23 protein-coding genes are annotated in these 22,866 nt (G+C 53.1%); 7 read left to right on the top strand and 16 right to left on the bottom strand.

What is annotated here, in order from left to right; all coding sequences use genetic code 11:
- The first annotated feature begins 55 nt into the window (after positions 1–55).
- A complete protein-coding gene (locus QMZ65_RS07585; protein ID WP_283215723.1) occupies positions 56–1,192 on the top strand; it encodes an alpha-hydroxy acid oxidase in 1,137 nt (378 codons plus the stop codon).
- Here QMZ65_RS07585 and QMZ65_RS07580 read toward each other — a convergent pair.
- The 8 genes from QMZ65_RS07580 to leuE form a co-directional block, all read right to left on the bottom strand.
- Positions 1,185–1,937: an SDR family NAD(P)-dependent oxidoreductase gene (locus QMZ65_RS07580; RefSeq protein WP_058961388.1), complete on the bottom strand. Its 753-nt coding sequence runs from the start codon at positions 1,935–1,937 to the stop codon at positions 1,185–1,187. The genes QMZ65_RS07585 and QMZ65_RS07580 overlap by 8 nt on opposite strands.
- A gap of 5 nt (positions 1,938–1,942) precedes the next feature.
- Positions 1,943–2,908 carry a zinc-dependent alcohol dehydrogenase gene (locus QMZ65_RS07575; RefSeq protein WP_211728975.1) on the bottom strand — a complete coding sequence of 322 codons (966 nt, stop codon included), beginning with the start codon at positions 2,906–2,908 and terminating at the stop codon, positions 1,943–1,945.
- 1 nt (position 2,909) lies between these two features.
- On the bottom strand, positions 2,910–4,205 hold the full coding sequence (locus QMZ65_RS07570; RefSeq protein ID WP_097119116.1) for a hypothetical protein: 1,296 nt from the start codon (positions 4,203–4,205) through the stop codon (positions 2,910–2,912).
- Positions 4,198–5,526 carry a histidinol dehydrogenase gene (hisD, locus tag QMZ65_RS07565; RefSeq protein WP_283215722.1) on the bottom strand — a complete coding sequence of 443 codons (1,329 nt, stop codon included), beginning with the start codon at positions 5,524–5,526 and terminating at the stop codon, positions 4,198–4,200. Before hisD ends, QMZ65_RS07570 begins: the two co-directional genes overlap by 8 nt.
- An 18-nt stretch (positions 5,527–5,544) precedes the next feature.
- Positions 5,545–6,306, bottom strand: a complete 762-nt coding sequence (locus QMZ65_RS07560; protein WP_283215721.1) for an ABC transporter ATP-binding protein — start codon at positions 6,304–6,306, stop codon at positions 5,545–5,547.
- Positions 6,306–7,151, bottom strand: a complete 846-nt coding sequence (locus tag QMZ65_RS07555; RefSeq protein ID WP_283215720.1) for an ABC transporter permease — start codon at positions 7,149–7,151, stop codon at positions 6,306–6,308. Before QMZ65_RS07555 ends, QMZ65_RS07560 begins: the two co-directional genes overlap by 1 nt.
- A 61-nt stretch (positions 7,152–7,212) precedes the next feature.
- Positions 7,213–8,199, bottom strand: a complete 987-nt coding sequence (locus tag QMZ65_RS07550) for an ABC transporter substrate-binding protein (RefSeq protein WP_283215719.1) — start codon at positions 8,197–8,199, stop codon at positions 7,213–7,215.
- A gap of 335 nt (positions 8,200–8,534) precedes the next feature.
- A complete protein-coding gene (gene leuE / locus QMZ65_RS07545) occupies positions 8,535–9,173 on the bottom strand; it encodes a leucine efflux protein LeuE (RefSeq protein ID WP_058961387.1) in 639 nt (212 codons plus the stop codon).
- A 219-nt stretch (positions 9,174–9,392) separates the two neighbouring features.
- Here leuE and QMZ65_RS07540 point away from each other — a divergent pair, with 219 nt between their 5' ends.
- Together QMZ65_RS07540 and QMZ65_RS07535 are read left to right on the top strand one after the other, a co-directional pair.
- A complete protein-coding gene (locus QMZ65_RS07540; RefSeq protein ID WP_283215718.1) occupies positions 9,393–10,463 on the top strand; it encodes an ABC transporter substrate-binding protein in 1,071 nt (356 codons plus the stop codon).
- The gene (locus QMZ65_RS07535) at positions 10,432–11,145 is read left to right on the top strand and encodes a substrate-binding domain-containing protein (RefSeq protein WP_283215717.1); all 714 of its coding nucleotides are present in this window, start codon (positions 10,432–10,434) and stop codon (positions 11,143–11,145) included. The genes QMZ65_RS07540 and QMZ65_RS07535 overlap by 32 nt, the downstream gene beginning before the upstream one ends.
- Positions 11,146–11,162: 17 nt before the next feature.
- On the opposite strand, the gene QMZ65_RS07530 is transcribed toward QMZ65_RS07535, so the two are convergent.
- Together QMZ65_RS07530 and QMZ65_RS07525 are read right to left on the bottom strand one after the other, a co-directional pair.
- Positions 11,163–12,500, bottom strand: a complete 1,338-nt coding sequence (locus QMZ65_RS07530; protein WP_283215716.1) for a DUF4105 domain-containing protein — start codon at positions 12,498–12,500, stop codon at positions 11,163–11,165.
- A 314-nt stretch (positions 12,501–12,814) separates the two neighbouring features.
- Positions 12,815–13,702, bottom strand: a complete 888-nt coding sequence (locus QMZ65_RS07525) for a LysR substrate-binding domain-containing protein (RefSeq protein WP_160834212.1) — start codon at positions 13,700–13,702, stop codon at positions 12,815–12,817.
- A 91-nt stretch (positions 13,703–13,793) separates the two neighbouring features.
- Here QMZ65_RS07525 and QMZ65_RS07520 point away from each other — a divergent pair, with 91 nt between their 5' ends.
- Complete coding sequence (locus QMZ65_RS07520) at positions 13,794–14,768, top strand: AEC family transporter (RefSeq protein ID WP_283215715.1); 975 nt, start codon at positions 13,794–13,796, stop codon at positions 14,766–14,768.
- A 4-nt stretch (positions 14,769–14,772) separates the two neighbouring features.
- On the opposite strand, the gene QMZ65_RS07515 is transcribed toward QMZ65_RS07520, so the two are convergent.
- From QMZ65_RS07515 to QMZ65_RS07505, 3 genes are all read right to left on the bottom strand, one after another.
- The gene (locus tag QMZ65_RS07515; protein WP_283215714.1) at positions 14,773–15,924 is read right to left on the bottom strand and encodes a dienelactone hydrolase family protein; all 1,152 of its coding nucleotides are present in this window, start codon (positions 15,922–15,924) and stop codon (positions 14,773–14,775) included.
- Between the two features lie 65 nt (positions 15,925–15,989).
- Positions 15,990–16,673, bottom strand: a complete 684-nt coding sequence (locus QMZ65_RS07510; protein ID WP_283215713.1) for an O-methyltransferase — start codon at positions 16,671–16,673, stop codon at positions 15,990–15,992.
- Between the two features lie 68 nt (positions 16,674–16,741).
- Positions 16,742–17,620: a LysR family transcriptional regulator gene (locus tag QMZ65_RS07505; protein WP_283215712.1), complete on the bottom strand. Its 879-nt coding sequence runs from the start codon at positions 17,618–17,620 to the stop codon at positions 16,742–16,744.
- A gap of 120 nt (positions 17,621–17,740) precedes the next feature.
- On the opposite strand from QMZ65_RS07505, the gene QMZ65_RS07500 reads away from it, so the two are divergent.
- The gene (locus QMZ65_RS07500) at positions 17,741–18,592 is read left to right on the top strand and encodes a Vmh family MBL fold metallo-hydrolase (protein WP_283215711.1); all 852 of its coding nucleotides are present in this window, start codon (positions 17,741–17,743) and stop codon (positions 18,590–18,592) included.
- Between the two features lie 47 nt (positions 18,593–18,639).
- Here QMZ65_RS07500 and QMZ65_RS07495 read toward each other — a convergent pair whose 3' ends face one another.
- Together QMZ65_RS07495 and QMZ65_RS07490 are read right to left on the bottom strand one after the other, a co-directional pair.
- The gene (locus tag QMZ65_RS07495) at positions 18,640–19,959 is read right to left on the bottom strand and encodes an NAD(P)/FAD-dependent oxidoreductase (RefSeq protein WP_097119104.1); all 1,320 of its coding nucleotides are present in this window, start codon (positions 19,957–19,959) and stop codon (positions 18,640–18,642) included.
- A 355-nt stretch (positions 19,960–20,314) separates the two neighbouring features.
- Positions 20,315–20,836 (bottom strand): MarR family winged helix-turn-helix transcriptional regulator, encoded by a 522-nt coding sequence (locus QMZ65_RS07490; protein WP_283215710.1) that lies wholly within the window; start codon positions 20,834–20,836, stop codon positions 20,315–20,317.
- 68 nt (positions 20,837–20,904) lie between these two features.
- On the opposite strand from QMZ65_RS07490, the gene QMZ65_RS07485 reads away from it, so the two are divergent.
- Together QMZ65_RS07485 and QMZ65_RS07480 are read left to right on the top strand one after the other, a co-directional pair.
- The gene (locus tag QMZ65_RS07485; protein ID WP_283215709.1) at positions 20,905–21,777 is read left to right on the top strand and encodes an EamA family transporter; all 873 of its coding nucleotides are present in this window, start codon (positions 20,905–20,907) and stop codon (positions 21,775–21,777) included.
- Positions 21,778–21,877: 100 nt separating this feature from the next.
- Positions 21,878–22,498 (top strand): TetR/AcrR family transcriptional regulator, encoded by a 621-nt coding sequence (locus QMZ65_RS07480; RefSeq protein ID WP_160834218.1) that lies wholly within the window; start codon positions 21,878–21,880, stop codon positions 22,496–22,498.
- On the opposite strand, the gene QMZ65_RS07475 is transcribed toward QMZ65_RS07480, so the two are convergent.
- Positions 22,486–22,707, bottom strand: a complete 222-nt coding sequence (locus tag QMZ65_RS07475; protein ID WP_283215708.1) for a hypothetical protein — start codon at positions 22,705–22,707, stop codon at positions 22,486–22,488. The genes QMZ65_RS07480 and QMZ65_RS07475 overlap by 13 nt on opposite strands.
- Positions 22,708–22,866 lie beyond the last annotated feature (159 nt).

Here is a 22,866-nt window from a genome sequence, read left to right as displayed (position 1 = left end):
TGCTTGCAGGTTGTCTATACAGGTAGGTAACCTCGAATGACAGACAGGGATAAAGATGAAGCTCAATCCAGAACAACTGCGCGCAAAAGCCAGACGCACACTGCCCCATTTCGCTTTCGACTATATTGATGGTGGCGCAGAGGGGGAAGTGACGCTCAATCACAATAGGGCTATCTTTCAACAGTGGCGATTTTTACCCTCAGTATTACGCGATTCCAGTCAGCGGAATATCGGTGTTGCCCTTGGCCGCACGCAGTTGGCTGCCCCACTTCTTGTTGCTCCCACTGGCTATAACGGCATGCTGAGAAATCAATCCGATCTCATGCTCGCCCGCGCTGCGGCTCAGGCGGGCATTGGCCATATCCAGAGCACCGTTTCAACCGCTTCTATTGAGGATATACAAGCGACTGGTCATCAGGAACGTTGGTTTCAACTCTACGTCCTTAAAGATAAGCAAGTAACTGAGAATTTGATCAGTCGCGCCAAAGACGCAGGCTGTACTGCTTTGGTGGTGTCCGTTGATGCGGTGCATTTTGGTCATCGTGAGCGCGATAAGCAGCACTATCGACGGCCCATGAAACTCTCATTCCCGGCACTCTGTGACGTGGCGATGAAACCGGGCTGGGTGCTGCGCACTCTGGTGCCACACGGTATGCCGGGCTTCGGCAATCTTAAGCCTTACCTGCCCGCTGAAAAGCAACAAGGAGCCGGCGGTGCCACTTACTTCGCTCAGCAAATGGACCAGACCTTGAGCTGGGAAACGCTGGCGTGGATCCGCTCACTGTGGGACGGCGCGTTGTATGTGAAAGGCATCATGACCGTTGATGATGCCCTTATGGTGCAAAAAATCGGTGCTCAAGGCATTGTCCTGTCGAATCACGGCGGCAGACAACTGGATTGTACCGCCAGCCCAATGTCTGTGCTTGCCAGTGTGCGAGCGGCGGTCGGTGATGAATTTATCATCCTGATCGACAGCGGTTTCCGCCGCGGCACCGACGTGATTAAAGCGCTGATCCTCGGGGCTAATGCCGTATTGATTGGACGGCCCTTATTGTATGCGGTGGCCGCAGGTGGCGAAGCACTGGCGAACGAGGTGATCACTGCGCTGGTTCAGGAAGTTGACCGCACGCTGGCCCAATTAGGCTGCAACATCCTTGCAGACCTGCGGCCAGAGATGCTGCAGATCAGATAGAGGCCAGATATCCCCCATCGACATACAGAATCTGCCCGGTGATATATCGGGCAGCCTCCGAGCTAAGAAAAACCACACTGCCGGCCAGATCGTCGAATTCACCAAATCGACCAAGCGGGATTTTTTTCTGCATCGCGTCGCGCCACGCGTCATCCTGATAAAACACCTGAGTCATTTCCGTTTCGAAGTAGCCGGGACCGATGCCATTCACGCGGATGTTATGCGCCGCCCATTCCGCGCTCAGCGTGCGCGTCATCCCCGCCAATCCTGACTTGGAGCTGGCATAGGCAACGGCGCCGGGCACGCCCACACAGGTGGTCAGCGAGCACACATTAATGATCGCACCGCCGGATGCCGCAGAAACCATGTTTTTCGCCACCGCCTGAGCACAAAAAAATGCGCCCTTGAGGTTAGTGCCAACAATGGTATCCCACAACGCTTCATCCACTTCGAGCGAAGGGCGAATCTGTTCGGTGCCTGCATTGTTAATCAAAATATCCACCCGCCCCGCAGCGGCTAGCGTCTGTTGGATGCTTTCAACCTGAGTGACATCCAGAATCAGTCCCTGTGCCTCTACGCCAGAGGCGCGCAACTGCGCCACCGCGGCTTTTAGTGTAACCGCATCACGACCGGTGATCGTCACACGCGCACCGGCCTGAGCCAACGCCTGTGCCAGCGCATAACCAATGCCACGTGTCCCGCCCGTGACCAATGCGTTTTTACCTTGTAAGGAAAATGACGTCATGACACTCATAATTTGATTACCGTTTTCAGGAAGGCCGATTTGCCCTCAATCAGCGTCTGATAGGTTTCAGGCACATCATCCAGCTGCACCGGTGGCGCGATAAGCCTTGTTAAGTCGTCCGCCAGCAAGGCCATGATATCCAGTGCCGCCTGCTGTTCATGCTGGAAGACACTGCAACCCACCAGCGTGATCTCCCGCTCCACTAAAGCATTCAGATCAATGCCGTCCGTATGGTGAAATATTCCGACCATCGCAATGCGACCACCCGAAGTTATCCCTGCGATCAGCTGCGAGAGTGCGGCAGGAAATCCTGAGGCTTCAACACCCAAGGCATATTTTTGGGGCGTGGACAGCGGCACGACAGAAGCGATCAATTGATAGCGCTGCGCATTCGGTTCGATTAACTGCACCTGACATTTTTTCAAGCGATGCAGAAGTAACGCTGTCAAACCTCCGATGGTTCCGCCGCCCGTGACACACACAGCATCACCTTCTGCGGGATTGAGTTGATTCACCACTCGCAACGCCACGCCTAGCGGTTCACTCAATACCGCTATCTCATCGGGAATCGCATCGGGTACCGCCAGCAAACTACTTAGCGGTAACGCCACCTGTTCAGCAAAACCACCGTCAAACACTTCTCCTACAAAGCCCAGGGACTCGCACAGGTTCATCGCGCCAGACGAGCAAAATGCGCAATGGCCGCAATACACGCGCGAATCAGCGACTACGCGCATGCCTGGCTGGAAGCGGTCGCTCTCGCCGTTGATTTCGCTAATGACGCCGAACAACTCATGTCCTGGTGTTACCGGAAGATGAGCAATCCACTTTCCAGTTTTGAAATTATGTAAATCGGAGCCACAGATTCCTGCTGAGTGCACGTTGATCCTGGCCCATCCGGCGGGCAAATCGGGTGGGGAGAGTTCATCAACAGTGACCTGACCAATACTTTTGAGGCGTATCGCTTTCATCTCAGTTCTCCGTGATCAGGCTGTTGATCCAGTGGGTGAATTCATCCTCTCCGCCGCACGCCAGCATCACGGCAACCGAGAAGCCAATCGCTGAGCTTGTCGGATTATGGTTACTGGATGAGCCGGCACGTAAATTCATCACCAGCGTCGGACAGCAGAACAACGCCAGCCGCATAATCTGTTGCCAGTTGCCGGGCAGCCAGCCTTTCTCCTGCAGGGCTGCAAGCAAAGGCTTCCAGTAAAGCTCTCCTTTACTGGTCAGAAATGCGCGGCGTAGCGGGCTGAGTTGCCAGTCATGTTCAACAATCAGCGTGTTGCCATCGCACCGCACATTGACCTGATAGCGGGCGGCGGCATCGTCAGGTTCATACAACCAGCACGGATGCGCATAAATGTTATGGAACGTGGCTTTAATTTCAGCCAGTAAAGCGGGAATATTGCTACCCGCAAAAGCAGGGTCGAAACTCACCAGTTCAGGTTCACCGTGCTGCGTTTCGTACCATACGTTGGCATTGTGTGCATCACCATGTGCCACCACGACACCGTGAGATGCCAGCGCAGCAGGTTTCAACACTTCTCCCGCGGCCAGGAACAGCTGGTGAAGAGTCTTGGGATATAACACGCCGTTGACCTGCCAATGCATCTGGCTCAGAGTTTCCCAATCGAGCTGCACCTCACCCAGCGTGAAGCGCTGCCCAATATAGAACTGCGCTACTCGCCCACCCAAGCCATCCGGATCACCCTCGGAAACCAGTCGATTCCAGAACAATTGATGAATAGATTCAGCTGCCACTTCTGCCGCCGTTGCCATACGCAACGGCGGCAGCGTGTGAGCGAGAATATCGCTATCGGCGCGACGCTGAGCCTCAATAATCGCTGCTGATTGCTTCCAGTCCGCTGTGGATTCCACTGCACGGCACACATCCGCCAGACGCTGATCGTTGCGTAAGCTGTACAGCAGAATTTGTCGTCCCGGTTCACCGCAGGTGTAGACCGGCACATCGACAGCGAAGCCATGCTCACGCAACAGTTCAGCGCGGTAATACTCATCAATGGTGTGCTCTTCCCCTTCTTCGTGATGGAATTTGAAAAACAGCGTGCGCCCATCCGCGAGCACCACGCGACCATTTAAAGAGTTCAGGCTGTATTGATCGCGGTTGATCTGCAGGCTGATCGCCTCGATCCCGGTGACATCTGCGATCAACTGCTGAAGTTTCTCGCTGGCACGTTCCCACTGGTTTTCTTTGGTTAAACGACGCGCTTCTGCCGCAAGTGGAGGACGCAGGCGATCATTCATCGCGCCCACCTTTCAGTAAGGTCTGTCGGATATCTGACACCGCCAATGCATGGCCGGGGAACCCTTCATATTCCGCAAAGCGTTTGGCTTTAGGAGCCAATTCCTGATAGCCCCGGCTGGTGACATAAGCGATAGACATACGCTTCATATAGTCAAACACCGAGAGCGGTCCTGCGGTTTTCGCCGCCCCGTTGGTTGGTAACACCGCATTAGGCCCGAGCACGAAGTTACCCAGCACAATCGGCGAATGCTCTCCCAGCAGAATTTCACCCGCATTGCGGATTTTCATCATCACATCCATCGGTTCGTGTGCCAGCACTTCGAGATGTTCCGGGGCGTACGCGTTGACGAATTCAATCGCCGTGGCAAAGTCTTTGGTGAGGATCACGCCACCGTGGTCGCCACAGAGTACGCGCTGGGAGAAATCTGCCCTTTTTTCACCGATCTGCTGCCAGTAGCCCGGTAGCGCGGCGATGGCCTCTTCCGCCACGCGACGGCTGGACGTCACCAGATAAGCCGAGCTATCCGGGCCGTGTTCGGATTCAATTATCAGATCGAGCGCCGCCAATGCCCCATTCACCGAATCATCCGCTAAGATTAGGCTTTCGCTAGGACCCGCAGGCACACCGGGATGGATCAAATGCGTAAGCTGACGTTTGGCCGCTACCACCCAGGGACTGCCGGGGCCGACAATTTTTAAACATTTCGGAATGGATTCGGTGCCAAACGCCACTGCCGCCACCCCTTGTGCACCGCCACATTTGTACACGTGCTCAATTCCCACCAACCGCGCAGCAACCAGCGTTGCATCATCCACAGTGCCATCCGGGCCTGGGGGCGTAATCACAATGGGCAGCGGCACACCGGCGACGATGGCGGGGATGGTTGTCATTAGCAATACGCTGGGAAATGAACCCTTACCGCGCGGGACATAGCAGGCTACGGCATCAATCGGAACATGGCGATCACCGGCAAAAGCACCAGGACGCATCTCTTTCCACCACATCTCCTCGGGCTTCTGTGCTTCATGAAACGCGCGGATATTCTCCACCGCGAAACGGATCGCGTCGATCACCTGCGGATCAACGCGTTCGAATGCCGCATCGAACTCCTGTTCGTCAGCCTTGATGGCAAAGGTTTCTGGCTGCACGCCATCAAATTCACGGGCAAAACGAATTAACGCCTGATCCCCTTCAGTTCTGACTGCTTCAATAATCGGCTTCACCTTTTCGGCAAAACTCGACAGGTCAGATTCGGTGCGTTTGAATAGCTGCTCAGGTAATACGTCAGACGTTGACAGATCATGAAATGAAACGGCCATAGTTAATCCTCAATATTGTCAGTGCGTGAATTCGTGTTGGTGAATGCGGCTCAGCACCTGATGCTGCAGCTCGATAAATTCAGGTACGCGATTGATCCCCTCATGACGGGGGCGCGGTAAGTTCACCGCGAAAGTGGTATCGATTTTTCCTGGGCCCATCACGACAATGCGGTCCGACAGCCTGACGGCTTCTTCAATATCGTGCGTAACAAACATCACCGTCAGGCGATGCTTTTCCCAAATCTCAATCAATAACTGCTGCATCTGGTGACGCGTCATGGCATCCAGCGCGCCAAAAGGCTCATCCATTAACAGAATTTTGGGGCGATACGAGAGCGCTCGGGCGATGGCCACACGCTGCTTCATCCCTCCCGAGAGTTCACTGGGCCAGCGATCGGCGGCATCACCCAGTTTCACCAGTTCCAGATGCTGCTGCGCGATTTCCCGGCACTGGCTGGCTGGTGTGCCTGCGGCTTTCAGGGCAAATTCAATATTGCCGCGCGCCGTCAGCCACGGCAGCAAAGTGTAAGATTGGAACACTACGCCGCGATCCAGCCCAGGGCCGGGAATCGGTTGCCCGTCTACCAGCACATCGCCGCTGTCAAACTCCTCCAGACCAGCTGCAATAGATAACAGTGTGCTTTTGCCGCAGCCGGAAGCCCCAACAATCGAAACAAACTCGTTGTCATTGAGCGTCAGGTCGATGCCATGCAGCACGCGGCGGCGAGATTTCCCCTGAGCGAAACTCTTCTCCAGTTTATTTATTGTTAAGCTCGCCATCAGGAACGTCTCCGGTTGTAGCGGAATAACACACGCTCAGCGGCGCGCATGATTTGGTCGGTAATCAGGCCCAGCAGCCCCAGTAACAGGATGTAGCCGATGATGGTCTCGGTCTGGAAATAGCGTTGGGAAACCACAATGCGGTAGCCTAAACCTGAGGTAGAAGCCACCAATTCAGCCAGCACTAACCACGTCCATGCCCAACCGAGGCTGATGCGCAATGCATCCCAAATTGCGGGTAAAGCAGAGGGGATGACAATTCGCAGTAAGATTTTGCGATCGGATAAGCCAAGGGTACGACCCAGCCCGACGAAATCAGGTGGCACGCGTTTGATGGCATCGATCATCATCAGCACCTGCTGAAAGAAGGTACCAATCCAGATCACGAGGAATTTCTGAATATCGTCAGTACCCGTCCATAAAATGGTGAGAGGGACAAACGCCACCACCGGCATATAGCGAATAAAATCGACCAGAGGTTCAACTATGGCTTTAAACAAACCGTAGCAACCCGCCAGAACGCCAATGAAAATGGCCATCGCCGAGGAGATCGCGAACGCAATCACCATGCGATACAGGCTGCTGGCGATATCACTTTGCAAAGTACCGTTCTGTGCCAGCGTCACCATCTGACGCCAGACGCGTTCAATGCCCGGCAGAAAAATAGGTTTGATTGCTCCTGAGGATGTGGCCAGCCACCAGGCCAGAATCAAGAATACGAACACCAGAATCGCGATAGTTAAAAATTGGGCCCGTGAGGGTTCTCTACCAATGGTTAAAAGGTGACTCCGACGGCGTTTTTTCTTCGCCTGACGATTAACCCGCTGCAACTCAACTGAACTCATGCCCCCTCCTGATTTCCATGCCTCTCCGCTGACAGGTGCGGCAGAGAGGCGCTATCAACGCTTATTGCTGATTGGCAAACTCTGCATCAATGGTTTGAGCAGGCGTCACCGGTTGGATCACAATTCCGGCCTCGGTTGCCGCTTTTAAAATATGCGGGAAGGTTTTAGTGGTGAAATCATGTGAGAGATAGGCTTTGTTTTCACTCAAGGTAAAATATTTAACCCCATCAAAGGCGGTATCTAAATCCTCAGGCGTAGCCCCCACCGCTTTAGAAATAATGGCGCGGCCTTCAGTGGTATTGGCGTTATAAAAATCGAGCGCCGCACCCCAGGTCTTAATTAATGCTTTTATTTCATCCGGGTGGCTTTTAATAAAATCATCACGCACGACCAGCACATCACTGATTAAACCTGGATCGGAAGATCCGCTATACAGCATTTTAATACTGGGGTCTGATTTCTTCGCCACGCTGAGATAGGGCTCGTAGGTGACTGCTACGGGTACTCTTCCAGCCAGGATGGCACTACCAGCCGAAGCTGCAGGCATCGGCACCGGTTTAATATCACTAAAGGATAATCCTGCCGATGCCAGCGCGCTGCGCAGCAGGATATCGCTGGTGGTGCCCTCTTCATATGCGACCTGCTTGCCTTTGAGCTCCTTAACGCTGCCGACCTCTTTGCTCGCCAGGATGGCGTCTGCCGTGTTGCTCTGATCCAGCACCAGGACGATTTTTACCGGCAGCCCGGCGGAAATCATCCCCATAGCGGTGTGAGTAGCGATATTGGCGGCATCAATCTGACCACTCGCCAGCGCCGCATTGATATCTTTATCTTCGGCGAAGTTAATCACTTCAACCTTGTTCAACCCAGATTTGGCAAAAAGGCCCTTTGCCGAGGCTATGTGCCACTGGCCGTAGCCCAACCAGGGTTCAACCCCCATTTTGATAGGCGCTGTTTCCGCTGCATAAACAGAGTGTGCCGCGAGTGTGAATAAACCTAAGCAGCAAACATGAGAAACTGATTTCTTCACAGCATGGAGAGAAAACATAGTTATTTCCTTCTGTTATGATTATGGGGTGTTAGCGACAAGTGATACACTCATGTATATACAAGGGTATGCAAGAGTGGTGCCAGTTAAATATCCGCTTGTGTCCGCAGTCATTAATCTTTTCTGCGCCTTAACGGTGCACACCAATAGTGCACTGCACTATGGCAAACAATATCCTGCTCATTAAGAACGTCGAATAAATTAAAAGAAAAAAGCTGGGCGGGTCACAACAAATTTTGGTGGGAGTAGAAAGCCGGGGATGATTTAAATGCTACCCGAAAACGGAAACAGCAGGTTTTCCTGCTGTTTCCTGGATATTAGCGCTGGGGATAAAATTAACTTTGTGCACTCATTAAGCGCACAGCAAAACCAAAGAACAACATGCCCGTGAGCATATTCCCCAGTTTTACCAGACGAGTGCGATTTTTCAGAAAGCGAACCATCACGTTGCCCGCCATCAGCAAAATCAGGTAATAGCTCAGGCTGATCAGTTGAATCATCGAGCCCAGCACTGCAAAGGCAGGCGCAGTGTGAGTGACTGCTGGATCAATAAACTGGATGAAAAAGGAGACGTAGAACAGAATGGCTTTTGGGTTGGTCACGCCCAGCAGCAGTGCGCGCAGGAAATAATTTTCTATTTTAACGGCTTCAGCGGGCTGGTTACCTTCGCGCTTGCGCAATGCACCCAGAATGATCTTTACGCCTAAATAGAGCAGGAACATCGCGCCCAGATACTTCACCACCATAAAAATGTGCGGACTGGTGCGAATCAGCGTCGCAACACCGGCCCAGGCAAGGAAGATCAGAATCAGATCACCCATCATCACCCCTGCTATCGCCTTAGACGCCGCTTTAGCACCGCGGCTCATCCCGGTACGCAGCACGTATAAACTGTTTGGGCCGGGCAGCAGAATAATCACTAGCGCACCCGCCAGAAACGTCCAGACATTAATAATTCCTACATCGTGCAACATAACAACCACTACTCCACCGCCATGCAGGTTGATTCGCCCGATGGCTTTTGTTTTGATTTGACAGGTGAAAATTGACAGCGGATCGCGCTGCAATTGGCCCGATATTGTAGCAGATGACGCTGTGCCATGTCGTCCGACGACTGCGTATCACTGAAACAGTCATAGGCACCTGCCAATTAGCGCTATATAATCCTTTGCATTACGCTGCAGGGATAACTCATGAACACAACGCTTAACCGCATGATTCTGGCGGGCTTACTCACCTTTACCTCTTTGAACACCTTCGCCAGCCGTGTGGTGACCGACCAAATTGGTCGTCAGGTGACGATCCCCGATCAGGTCGATCGCGTGGTGGTGCTACAGCACCAAACGCTGAACCTGCTGGTGCAACTCAACGCGACCGATAAGATCGTCGGCATCCTCGCGAACTGGAAGCAACAGTTGGGTGATGGCTACGCGCAGCTGGTGCCTGAACTGGCACAGAAAGCCATGCTGGGCGATCTGACCCATGTGGATTTAGAAAAATTGGTGGCGCTGCATCCGCAGGTGGTTTTTGTCACTAACTACGCGCCTAAAGAGATGATTGACCAGATTTCGGCGCTGGGCATTCCGGTATTGGCTATTTCCTTACGCCATGACGATGCAGGGGAACAAGGCAAGATTAACCCCAGCATGCAAAATGAGAATCAAGCTTACGATCTCGGCATCAAAGAAGGGATTACCTTGATTGGTGAGGTGGTGAATAAGCAGCAACAGGCCAAAGAGCTGATTGCCGCGGCGTTTGCCGGACGTAAACTGGTGAGCGATCGTCTGCAAGGTTTAACTGAGCAACAGCGTGTTCGTGCTTACATGGCCAATCCGGACCTCACCACTTATGGTTCTGGCAAATACACCGGTTTGATGATGTTGCACGCGGGCGCCTACAACGTTGCGGCATCGACCGTTCAGGGTTTCAAGCAAGTCAGCATGGAGCAAGTTGTGGCGTGGAATCCTCAGGTGATTTTTGTCCAGGATCGCTATCCTCAAGTGGTGGATGAGATCCAACAAAATCCACGCTGGCGCACCATTGACGCGGTGAAGCATCATCGGGTCTGGCTGATGCCGGAATATGCCAAAGCCTGGGGCTATCCAATGCCAGAAGCTATCGGCTTGGGTGAGCTCTGGATGGCGAAGAAACTCTATCCGGAAAAATTCCGCGATATTGATATGCAACAGCAGGCTGATCGCTGGTATCAGCATTTTTATCGGACCGCCTATCATGACAACGCTGCACATTCTGGCAGCCGGTAGTCTGCGCGGTGTCTGGCCGGATCTGATGACAGCCTTTCATCATCAGTCTGGCCTGACGACCGACACCCACTTCGGCCCTGCTGGCTTACTTCGGCTGAGGATTGAACAAGGTGCACAATGCGATTTGTTTGCCTCCGCCAATCTTAAGCACCCGGCCACGCTGTTACAGCGCGGTCTTGCAATGCACACCGGCAAATTTGCCGCTAACAGCTTATGTTTGACCACCAGAAGTGACGTTGTCACCGAAAGCGACACCTGGCTTTCACTTTTACAACGTGACGACCTGCGGCTGGCAACATCGACGCCGTTAAGCGACCCTTCCGGCGATTACACCTGGCAGCTGTTTGACAATATCGGACAGGTTTATCCAGGCTGCGGTGAAAGGTTGAAACAGCGCGCGCGTCAGCTGGTGGGTGGCATCGATAGCCTGGCTGTCCCCACGGGCGAACTGGCAGCACAATGGTTAATCGACCATCAGCACGCAGATCTCTTTATTGGCTACGCCAGCTATGCTCCACGTCTAATCAATCATCCGCATTTGCAGGTGTTGAGCATCCCGGAACCGTTCAACATTCAGGCAGAATATGGATGGGCGACATTCACCCACTCTGCTAATCCCCTTGCCGCCTTTCTCAGTACAACAGCGGCCAGAGCCATTCTGCAACAGAATGGTTTTGCCTGAATGCTGTTCAAAAACGGTCAACGTAACAAACTGCGCACGACCATGCGTGCGCCGAGCAGTTCGACTCTTAAACGATGAATGATTTTGCGATAGCGGCTGGTTCGCTGTTGAGTTTCCAGCACACGGCGCAGCAAAATGCAGTAATCCATCACCAGTCCTGGCGTCCACGTCATGCCTTCTGCGCGGCTGCGTACCAGGCTCAACAACCAAAAATCGGGGTTGAGGATGACCCAAAGCCCTTTCAAACCGTGTTCACCCAACAAGCCTTCAGTAGCAACGTCCAGCGCCTGCATTACGCTGGTCGAACAGTTACGTGATGTGAGGTTATAGCGGGTATCGGTTGCATTCGCGCGCCAGTAATTGCGCAAGGCTGCCTGATTGTAGTGCGTAAGAACCAGACGTTTATCAGGGCGGCACCATCTTTTGATTTCACTTTCCAGCGATGGCAGCAAACAACCCTCAACGTCGAACTCCTCTTTTGCGCGCAGCGTTTGCAGGAAACCGCGCAAGCTGCGTGAAACGTCATCAACCGGGTAGAGGCTGATATAGAGTTCATTACCCATCTCTAACGATGTATGGCCGGTAGATACTTTACCGCGATGGTCAATCGCTGCGACCCAACGGTCAAACCATGGACGACGTCCGGCGACATCGCCCGAACCCAACGGCGTCCAGATGTAGACATTGAGCGGCACACTGGTATGCCCAGCCTGCAGCGGCGGATGTTCATAATTCAATCCATGCGGCGCACGCAGTCCTTTGCGGGTAAAGAGAGGCAGTGCGGTAACACTGGTGTTCTCTGGCAGCGCATGAATTTGCGCTCCCATAAACAAGAGATTGATGCCCCATCCCGCCAGCAAAAGAGCAAAACACAGCGGCACGATCACATGCGGAGCCAGCGGCCAATGGATGGCAATCAGGAGGCTGAACAGGATTTCCGCGCATCCGAGGCTGAATTTCCGCGTCCATCGCCGACAGCGCATCAGGCTGCATGAAATGACACGGAACCCGCCATCCAGCAGAAAAATCAAGGCAAAACCCAGTGAGAAGCAGAGGCTGCTGTCATGCGGTGCAATGAATACCAACAGGCCAAACAGCATCAGCCCTGCAGATTTCATCAAAGGTGGCCAGGCAATGCCGGCAGGCGAATAGATTGCACTCACTGCTTCCGCCAGCCCTTCGACCGCAAGGAATACCCCTAACACATGCAAGGGGAACGATAAACTTCCATGTTGCAACAGATCCATCAGGATCCCGGTACTCGCACCAGCACACAGCAGGCCCAGCCCGGTCAGATAAGGCCAACCCGCTCTTAGCGCCGGTCCACCCATCAACAGAAATAATAGTCGCAGCAAAGGTACTCTCCAGCGGATAACACAGCTCAACACGGTCTATAGACGCGGGCAACTAACAGGAGTTCTGTTACGCCTCGGCAATTCTGACTTCGTTTACTGATGGTTGTGACTGTGAGGGCACTCTACGTGGTGAAGATTAAAATTGGCTTAACGATAAAGTAAATATTGGCTTATTTTTTGAACAACACAATGCTGAATTTGTGGCGATTTCAGGCTGAAACCGCCACTGACTCGCAGGGCCCACCCATCTTAACCTATTGATTTAATTCAATGTAGTTATCGCGCCGCAGAGAATTATGCGGCTGGCGTAGGTTTCACACTGCTGCGTGTCGTTGAATCAGCAGTTTTATAAAACTGTTGAGGCAGGGATTGCGGTTATCGCTGCTCCAGGCAACGGCAAGATTAACCTGCGGCGCATCCGCCAGCGGTTTGAAGACGATGCCATCCATTTTGAGTTGTTGAACAGATGAAGGCACCAATGCCACATAGCTAGCGTCATTGACCAGGCTAAGCATGGTGTGTTGCAGACGAACCTGCAGACTGACCATCGGTTCAAAACCATGAGCCCGGCAATAATCCATAATTACCGCGGTTAATCGGCTCCCGGCGCTGGCGGAGGTCATCACAAAAGGATCGTCGCGCAAATCTTCGATCTGCAATTTCCGACTTCTCGCTTTAGGATGTGTGCGCGACATGGCCACACATAAAGGCTCGGTTAACACGGTCAATGTCTGCATGCCCACGCGTGCAGTTCCTTCCACCAGTACCGCTAAATCGACTTCACCTGCCAGCACTTTATCCGGCAGGTCTTCAGTGACCGCCTCTTCCAATTCCAGAGCAATGTTGGGGAAGTGATGGCGAATCAATCGCACATACTCCGGGATCACGCTATGTGCAGAGTACATAGTGAAACCCACGCGCAATAAACCCGATTTGCCCGCGGCGGTGTCACGCGCCAGTTGTTGCGCCTGCTGGAGTGATTCGAGGATCTTACGTGCATCCTGGTAGAAGCTCTCACCGGCGGGCGTCAGCATTAGCTGGCGCGTATTGCGTTCCACCAGCTGTGTACCCACCGCTTTTTCCAGTGCAGCGATGTGACGACTTAAGGACGGCTGTGATAGATGCAGACGCTCCGCGGCACGGTGGAAATTTTTCACTTCTGCCAGCGCGATAAAGTACCGCAGCGGCTTCATATCAAGCATGATTCATTTTCCGTATCAATCCCGGCCAAATTTGCTATTGGATCTGCATCACTAAAGGCACTAGAGTCCTTCAGCTTACTGGGAGGACACAATGATAGCGACGTTTCTGATTCTTTTGCCGGTTTTCGGCTTAATTGTGGCGGGATATGCTTGCCGCATGATAGGTGTATTAGGGCCAACCTCGGCGACGGAACTGAATAAATTTGTGGTATGGCTTGCGCTGCCTGCGCTGCTGTTTGACATCATGGCACACACGCCGTGGCACACCATTTATCAACCGGAATTCTTCTGGGCGTTTGCCCTCTCCTGCGCCGCCTCATTTGTTATCGTGTTTGCCTGTCAAAAATTCAAAGGCAAATCCACTGCCGATGCCAGCGTCGATGGCGTTGCCGCCGCCTATCCCAACACCGGTTATCTGGGTTTTCCGCTGTTGTTACTGATTTTTGGTAAAAGCAGCCTGATCCCCACCACCACGGCGACTATTGTGGTGGCGTGTATCCTGTTCGCGATTGCCATCGCGATGATCGAGATTGGTTTGCAGAGTGAACGTGAATTTCATCGACTGGCGATTAAAGTACTGCGCGCCATTTTAAAGAACCCGCTGATTATCTCACCGCTGTTGGGGGCAGCTTGCTCCAGCGCGGGTTTGACCATGCCCGGCAGCGTTGAAACCTTCCTGAAACTGCTCGGCGGTGCGGCCAGCCCTTGCGCGCTGGTGTGTTTAGGGGTGTTTCTAGCCAGCCGACAAAAAGCCAAAGCCAGCGAATTGCCCACCGCGGCGAAAATGAGTTTCACCACGGTGGGCCTGGTCGTGGTGGCCAAGCTGGTGATGCAGCCGCTGCTGACCTGGATGTTAGCCGTCTGGCTGTTTCACCTGCCGCAAGATCTCACCAACATGGCGATTCTGCTGGCGGCACTGCCCACCGGTACCGGGCCCTTTATGCTGGCTGAGTATTATCGGCGTGATGCGCAAATCACTTCTGGCGCGATCCTCATCTCCACGGTGCTGTCGATCGTTACACTGGTGGCGATCATGCACTTTATGCAAGTCACGCCCATCGCCTAGCGCGTCATTTCGCCGCTGAGCGTTGATCTCCAGCGGCGTAAATGGTGCACGCCGCTTCTTCCTTCTCACGATACTGCTCGCAATTTGCCAGAGCTTCATGGTTTGCATCCTGCTGGGTGCGAGCCCAGTGGGCGCGGCCCCACACACCTTCGCCGTTGGTCGCGAACGCTTTCTCATAGCCGAGATCTGACAGATAGTGTTTGAAAGCCTGTTGACCTGATGGCGTTAATCCTGCCGGTGCAGCAAGCTCGACTTCAGTAAGGGACACCACTTCATGGCTCGGCAAATGTTGCTGGCTAAGAAACGACGAGACGCTGCGCCACCAGAATCCTTCCGGCGCTGAAATCAGTAAATCATGCCCATCGTTACCGTAAGCCGGCAGAGTGATCAGCTTACCCTTAGCCTCTGCGTGATGGTAAGCCTTGAACATCTCCTCGCCAAGCTGGGGTGAAAACGACTGATCATTGGCAGTGTAAAGCCAGAGTGTTGGGATTCGTGCGGTTTGACCATAAGATTTCAGCGTCGCCAGCAGTGAGGTTTTATCACAAACCTGGCCCTCACCCATGGCTCCGCGTCCACCTGAAAAGCTGATGATAGCCTGTACACCCGGTGGATTCAGGGCACTGGCGGCGAGCACGCTGAAACCGCCAGATGATTGGCCGACCAGCACAGCTTGATGTTTTGCCGCCCAGGGCTGTACCCGTATCGCCGTCAGTGCAGCAAGGATATCGTCTCGTGCCATTTTCCCTGCTAGAGCATGTTGCGGCTGGGCGCAGCTGTTGCCTTGATAATCGTTGTGGCCGGTGGATTGACCATAGCCCTGTCGCATCACCACCACAGCGGCATAACCATGTCGGGCAAAGGTGATGGCGGCAGCTGAGAAACGGTTCGGCGTGAGATGCTGGCGATCGCTCTGCTCGCTGCCATCGGTGCCGTGGGTGATCAGTGCAACAGGAAACACACCGGGTTTGTCTGGTCGTGTGACATAAGCATCCAGCACCGCGCGTTGTCCGTTGGGGAAGGTTATGGTTAATGAGAGCGGCTCACGTATCAATCCCGCGAGTTGCGTAGCGCCGGCTGTCTGTGCTGGCAAGCCAAAGTGACTCCCTCCCATCAAACCAAAGATGAGAACAAAGTCAGTAGCCCAGTGGCGCATCAGTTAATACTCCATTATTAACGTTCAGTGATACTTGCTGATGGATACTATCACCCATTTAGCGCTTATAAACTTTTCACCACCGCCATGATCAGTCCATCCCAGCCTTTTTCGCCAACCGTCTGCAGTGCCGTGGCTTCCAATCGATTATCCTGGTTGATCATATCGACGAACTCACGCAGGCCGCTGACATTAGGATCCTCACTATCCGCAGCGACTACCGCCCCTCCGCGAACCACGTTATCCGCAATGATCACGGTCCCAACACGAGCAAGTTTCAATGCCCAGTGAAGATAGTGAGGATTATTGACTTTATCGGCATCAATGAAGATCAGGTCAAACGGCGCAGTCAGCATCGGCAAGCTATCCAATGCAGCGCCAACGATCACTTCTGCATGATCGTGAACACGTGCCAACGCCAGGTTGTGACGGGCCACTTCAGCGTGATGGGGATTGAATTCGAGCGTGATAATTTGGCCGTTTTCCGGTAGAGCCCGAGCCATCCAGATTGTGCTGTATCCCCCTAATGTGCCAATTTCCAGTACGCGCTTTGCACCTGTAATCGTCACCATCAATGCCAGCCATTTGCCCTGTAATGCCGAAACATCGTGCACCGGTAAGCCCTGAGCAGCGTTATGCGCTAATGCAGCTTTCAGCGCCACATCCTCGGCTGCCAATGCGTTTGCAAAGTAATTATCGACCTGAGCCCACTGTTCGTTATGTTGCGAAGGGTAGTCGGGAATGCGCATCTTGAGTTCTCCTTGCGTGTCAGATTCTCAAGACATAGCACAACTGTATGACGTTATGCGTAAAGCATTTATGAAGCCAGCTGTTGCTGCACCGCATCAAGAAACAGCCGCAGCGCGGCAGGTTGGCGTTCGCGCGACATATACAATCCATAAATGCCGAGGGTTTTTGGCGTAAAGTCCGGCAGTACACATTGCAACTGACCGTTTGCTATCCCGGCTCGCGCTTCCATTTCTGGCACCATGGCCAGCCCACATCCGGCGATGGCGGCATCGCACAATACCGATGAGATGCCGGCACTGAAATTTCCGCTCACGGCTGTGCTCAGTGCATCGCCATTGGCATCGTTGAACTGCCAACTCTGCCCGGCAAAGCGGCTATAGTGCAGGCAATTATGCTGGCTCAAATCCTGCGGCGTTTCAGGATTGCCATGCTTGCGCAAATAATCGGGTGATGCGCACACCACCGAAGCACATTCGCCAAGAAGGCGGGCAATTGCGCCCGGTTCAGGATTTTCCGTGATCCTCACCGCCACATCGATGCGCTCTCCCACTAAACTCACCGGCTGGTTGTTGATTTCTAACTCAATGCGCAGCAGTGGATAGCGTGCCAAAAAGGCCGGGATCATCGGCCCCAGAATATGGGTCGCGGTGGAGTGCGCACAGGCGACGCGTAATGTGCCCTGCGGTTCTCCCGGTTCGCCCTGTCCGGTTATCTCATCGGCCAGCCGTGCCAGCATGCGGGTTTTCTCCAGCACTTTTTCCCCGGCCGGGGTAATGGTCAAGCGACGTGATGAACGGTGTAGTAAACGTGCGCCTGCCCATTTCTCCATTTCATCCAGATAACGGCTGACCATTGGCCGTGAGATATCCAGCGCCCGCGCTGCGGCACTCAGGCTGCCTAGTTCGCAAATGCGATTAAATACTGAAGCGGCTTTGACTCTGTCCATCTGCTCTCCATCTGATCGTTTTATGAAACTGATCATCTCTATTTGCGGGAATTCTAGCAGACATAAAAATCCTTACAATGATGTGCTTCCCAGCCATGTTGGCACTGAAAGGAAAATGAGATGAAGATGAAGTCACTGACGTTGTTGCTCGCACTGGCAGCCGGCCCGGCGTTTGCTGCCCCATTGCAATTGGCAGTTTACAATCCGCAGGAACAAGGCGTGTTTCCGGTATCGTCAACGCTGATTACCGGGCCACACGAAGCGCTGCTGGTCGATGCACAGTTCAGCCCGAAAGACGGCGAGAAACTGGTAGAGATGATCAAAGCCAGCGGCAAAAAACTCACTCAAATCCTGATTACCTCAGGCGATCCTGATTTCTATTTTGGCCTCGAGCCCATCGTCAAAGCCTTCCCTCAGGTGAAAATTGTCGCAGCACCAACAGTGGTTGAGCATATCGAAGCTACTAAAGCCGCCAAATTAGCGTATTGGGGCCCGAAAATGCCGGATGGTGCGCCTACCCAACTTTATGTACCGCAGATCACCCATCAGACTTCGTTTAACGTGGATGGTGAACGTGTTGAACTGCGTCATGCGGGTGATAAATCCGCTTATCTGTGGATCCCAGCCAATAAGGCCGTGCTGGGGGGCACCGCCGTGGCAGCGGGCATCCACGTCTGGACCGCAGATACGCAAACGCCAGCCAGCCGTGAGCAGTGGCGCAGCGTGCTCAAAGAGATTCAGCAGCTTAAACCGAAAGTGGTCATTCCAGGACACTACATTGGCTCACGTCCGGCGGGCGATGGCGCGGTGACATTTACCCTTAACTATCTGCAGAGTTTTGAAAAAGCACTCCAGCAGCACAAGGGATCAGCAGAAGTGATTGAGGCGATGAAAAAAGCCTATCCGAATCTGCCGGATGAAAGTTCACTGGAACTGAGTGCGAAAGTGAATACTGGTGAGATGAAGTGGTAAGCAGCCAAGGGTAAAAGCCGCCATTAATGCTGGCGGCAATTTCCTTCTTATACTTCCATGCCTGCGCGGTATTGGCCCCACTTCAACACCGAGTTCACGCCAATCGAAAGGAAAGGCTCAGCTGGCGTGCGGTTTGGACCCGGTGATTGGGTGAGGAAATCGATCAGTTCGTTTTTCTCACCGGCGATCATATCGGCAATCAATTTGCCGGTTGCCGTGCCGCGCGTTATGCCTAATCCGTTACAGCACAGCGCACCATAAACATTCGGTGCCAGTTTGCCAAAGAAGCCTTCGTGGTTTTCCGACAGGCAAATCGCGCCGCTCCAGGTGTATTCAAAATCCACCTGCGGCAGCATTGGGAAACGGCGTTCAAACGATTTGCGATGGTTTTCCAGATACTGCTTAAGGTATTTCTCGCGTGGTCGTCCATCCGGATGGAAACTAAAACTGTTGCGCACCAGAATACGATTATCCACTGTGCGACGAATGGTGCTGCCAAACGGATGCGCCGGAATCACCCCCCACACCGCTTTGCCTCCTAAACGCGCTTGTTCTTCTTCAGTCAACTGACGTGACAGGCTGCCGTAAAGGAAAGTCGGTAGCAAACGGCGCTGCAGGAAACCAAAGTGCGACGCAAAACCGTTATTAGCCAGGATCAACGTATCAGCGGTGATGCTCCCTTTGTCATGCACCAACGTCACTTTGTCACCGTAGTCAATCGACGTGATGGGTGTGTACTCGTACAGCGTGACGTTCGCGGGCAGATTATCCGCCAGACCTTTTACCAATGCTGAAGGCTGCAACAAGATGGTGCCGGGAATAAACAGCGCCTGCTTGTAATAAGAAGTGCCAATGTGATCCGGCAGATCTTTACCCGAGATCATTTCGGATTCGCGCCCGATCTTTGCCAATCCGCTACGATAGGCTTCGAGAATCGCTGTGCCCTGCTCACCGACTGATGCCTGATATTTACCGGATTCGGTCATCTGACATTCGATGCCGTGTTCCTGCACAATCTGACGCAGATAGTTTTGCCCTAATGTATTCAGCTTGAGGACTTTATTCGCAATGGTGACGTCGCCAATATAATCCTTCGCGCCGATATCATGCGGTACGTCGATGGCAAAACCAGCGTTACGTCCTGCCGATCCATATCCCACTTCCTGCGCCTCAATCAGCACCACTTCATCATTGGGGAAATTCAGCGCTAATTGTCGCGCAGCTGCCAGACCCGTTAAGCCCGCCCCCACAATCGCGAAGCGTGTTTTTTTCTGACCAATATGCGCCGGGCGTGGCGTACGAGCGGCACTGGTATGAAACCAACCCGGCATCGAATCATCGGCAGGCAGTGAGGTGATCTTTTGCAATTTCGTTACTCCAATACACGTTTTCATTGTTTGTACTGGCGGATTGCCCGTACAACGTAGGGTTTTTTAGCGGTGTAAAGCGTAAGTGTTTAATGAATTTCACGGGTATTTATCATGTATACCTTATGTATAAAGTTTTACTGAATTTCATGAAATGTTGTCAATATAATCACGATACGATTGTGTTATGGATCGCAAAAAATCGGGGGTTCAGGCGCGGGGATTGGCATGAAAGTGTTAGAGGGATCCGGTGTGCTCAACTTACGCCACAGCACCGGACCTGAAATAAATTTGGTGTCCTGATAGGGGAATACTCATTACGACGTCACAACGCTGACGCGTGAGAATGGGGCAATTAGCGCTGATGGGATCCGTCAAGCGATCGCAATAAACCCGACAGGTGGCTATCCAGTGCCATCAGCACTTCAGGAGAGAGCCCAGACAGAATCTTTCTTTCGTTATCCACGTGTTTTTCTACCGCACGGTCTATTAACGCCAGTCCGTCCTGACTTAATTGCACCAGCATGCTTCGCGCATCCTCTGCATTTACCTGTCGGGTAATCAGCCCTCTGGATTCAAGGCGTTTTAAGCGATGCGTCATGGTGCCCGAGGTGACCATTAGCGTCGAAAACAACTCGGTAGGACTTAAACTATAAGGTGCTCCGGCACGGCGCAGTGTTGCCAGCATATCAAACTCCCACATGCTCAATTCAAACTCGGCAAAAGCTTCTTCAAGTCGCTGTTCAATCAGCGCCGTGCAACGCTTGAGACGTCCAATCGGTCCCATCGGGCTGCAGTCTAAATCTGGCCGCTCGCGCTGCCACTGCTGAAGGATGAGATCGACGGCATCAGATCGGGTTTCAGTTTGATCATTCATTTATCTTGACTTCAAGGTAATTGGTGGACACACTAATTTTATCTTGAATTGAAGATAAAGGCAAAGTGATGCAATCCTCTTTCTCTCTTTCGTACTGGCGTGACGTGATATTGACTGCCCTGGCCCCGGCTATCTGGGGATCAACCTACATCGTCACAACACAATTTCTGCCACCCGATCGCCCTTTTACGGCGGCGCTGATTCGGGTACTTCCGGCAGGGGTATTAATGTTGCTGTTCACTCGTCGCCTGCCCGCCAGCCGTGATATTGGACGGCTCATTATTCTTAGTGCGCTGAATATCGGTGTTTTCCAGGCACTGTTGTTTGTCGCTGCCTATCGGCTGCCTGGCGGGCTTGCTGCCGTATTGGGCGCGATACAACCGCTGCTGGTGATGTTACTGGCATGGGGAGTTGAACATCGGGCGCCAGCGAGAATCACTTTATGGGCCGCGCTGGCCGGGGTTGTCGGGATGGCCTTGCTATTACTCTCTCCGCAAACAGTGTTCGAACCGGTCGGCATTGTGGCAGCGTTGTTGGGCGCGACCTGTATGGCCACAGGCGTATGGCTGACACGCCGCTGGAAAACGGATTTGCCGGTGATGGCCCTCACCGGCTGGCAGCTGATACTGGGTGGAATAATGTTGCTACCCGCAGCGTGGCTGATTGACGCCCCACTGCCCACACTGACGCTGCCGCAGTGGGCCGCTTATGCCTATCTCTCCCTGGCCGGTGCATTTGTGGCATACGGGTTGTGGTTCAGGGGAATTGGCCGCCTGCCCAGCGTTGCGGTGGCATCGCTCGGATTACTCAGCCCGATCACCGCCGTGCTGCTGGGTTGGATAGTGCTATCTCAGGTGATGAGCGGTACGGCTTTTGTCGGACTGGTCATCGTTTTAATCAGCGTGTTGCTTGTGCAGCGCACATCCCTTCGTGGCAATTAAGGTTTCACTCAACATTTTCCAGACGTCGAATCCACCATCCTCTCTCCTTTAATGAACCAGCCGGTTTTGTTAATATTTATCGCCGACAAAGGAGAGAGTGATGCGCACGCTAACCGAACAAAAGAGAACTGACATTATCAACGCCGCTTCAGCCGTGTTCCTGGAACAAGGATATGAGCGAGCTTCAATGGATAGCGTTGCAAAGCAGGCCGGTTGCTCGAAGGCGACACTCTATAATTACTTCGCTTCTAAAGAGAGCCTGTTTGAAGCCGTTGTCAGATGTTTTAGTACAAATTTTCTGATGCGTGCGGCTGATGAACTTAACCACCCGGAGACTCAATCCCTGTTGTTAAGTGAGAAGTTACAGCGTTTTGGTGAAGGTATGCTGGGCGCGCTGACATCAGACTGGAAGGCTCTGCAGTTGTACAGAATGGTGGTCGGTGAAGCGGGCCATTCCGATATCGGCGCGCTTTTTCATGAGTCCGGGGTGCGTGAGAGTATGAACGCCCTGACGGCGGTAATGGAGCATCACATCGCCAGCGGGGAATTGATCGGCGGCAGCCCGGCATTACGCGCCAAACAATTTTCAGCGTTAGTAAAAGCTGAAGTCGATGAATTATTCCTTCAGCGAACGTTGCCGAATTATACCAAAAGTGAGGTGACGACTATGGTGCAAAACGCCGTTTCGTTGTTCCTCAGAGGTGCTGCTCACAACATCTGAATTCTGGCTGACAGAATGCAAATAAGCGCCACCACCACAATGGTGTCGATAACCAGCAGCATCAATAAGGGTTTGCGGCGCGCGCCCCAAACCCTGACGGCATAAAACCCGCCTCGTTTTATACCTAATTGCCAGAGATGAAGTATCTCGCCTAAATTGCGGATGGCGCGGAAGAGCAATAGCAAAATTGCCGCTAATACGGCCATCATCCTGCATAGTTTCCGTTAACTCTTTCACCCGACACTAACGAACGTCTTGCACTCACCTCTCAGCCCCCGCATCACGATGTCACACCCTGAAACCTCTTCTTGACAGATTTATGCTAACTGATATTAACTAAACCGTACAGTTCACTTATGTCTTCTATC

This window comes from Pantoea sp. EABMAA-21 (assembly GCF_030053335.1).
Lineage (GTDB): Bacteria > Pseudomonadota > Gammaproteobacteria > Enterobacterales > Enterobacteriaceae > Pantoea > Pantoea communis.
Note: the sequence above shows the minus strand (reverse complement) of the source record. Positions and strands in the feature narration are given on the sequence as shown.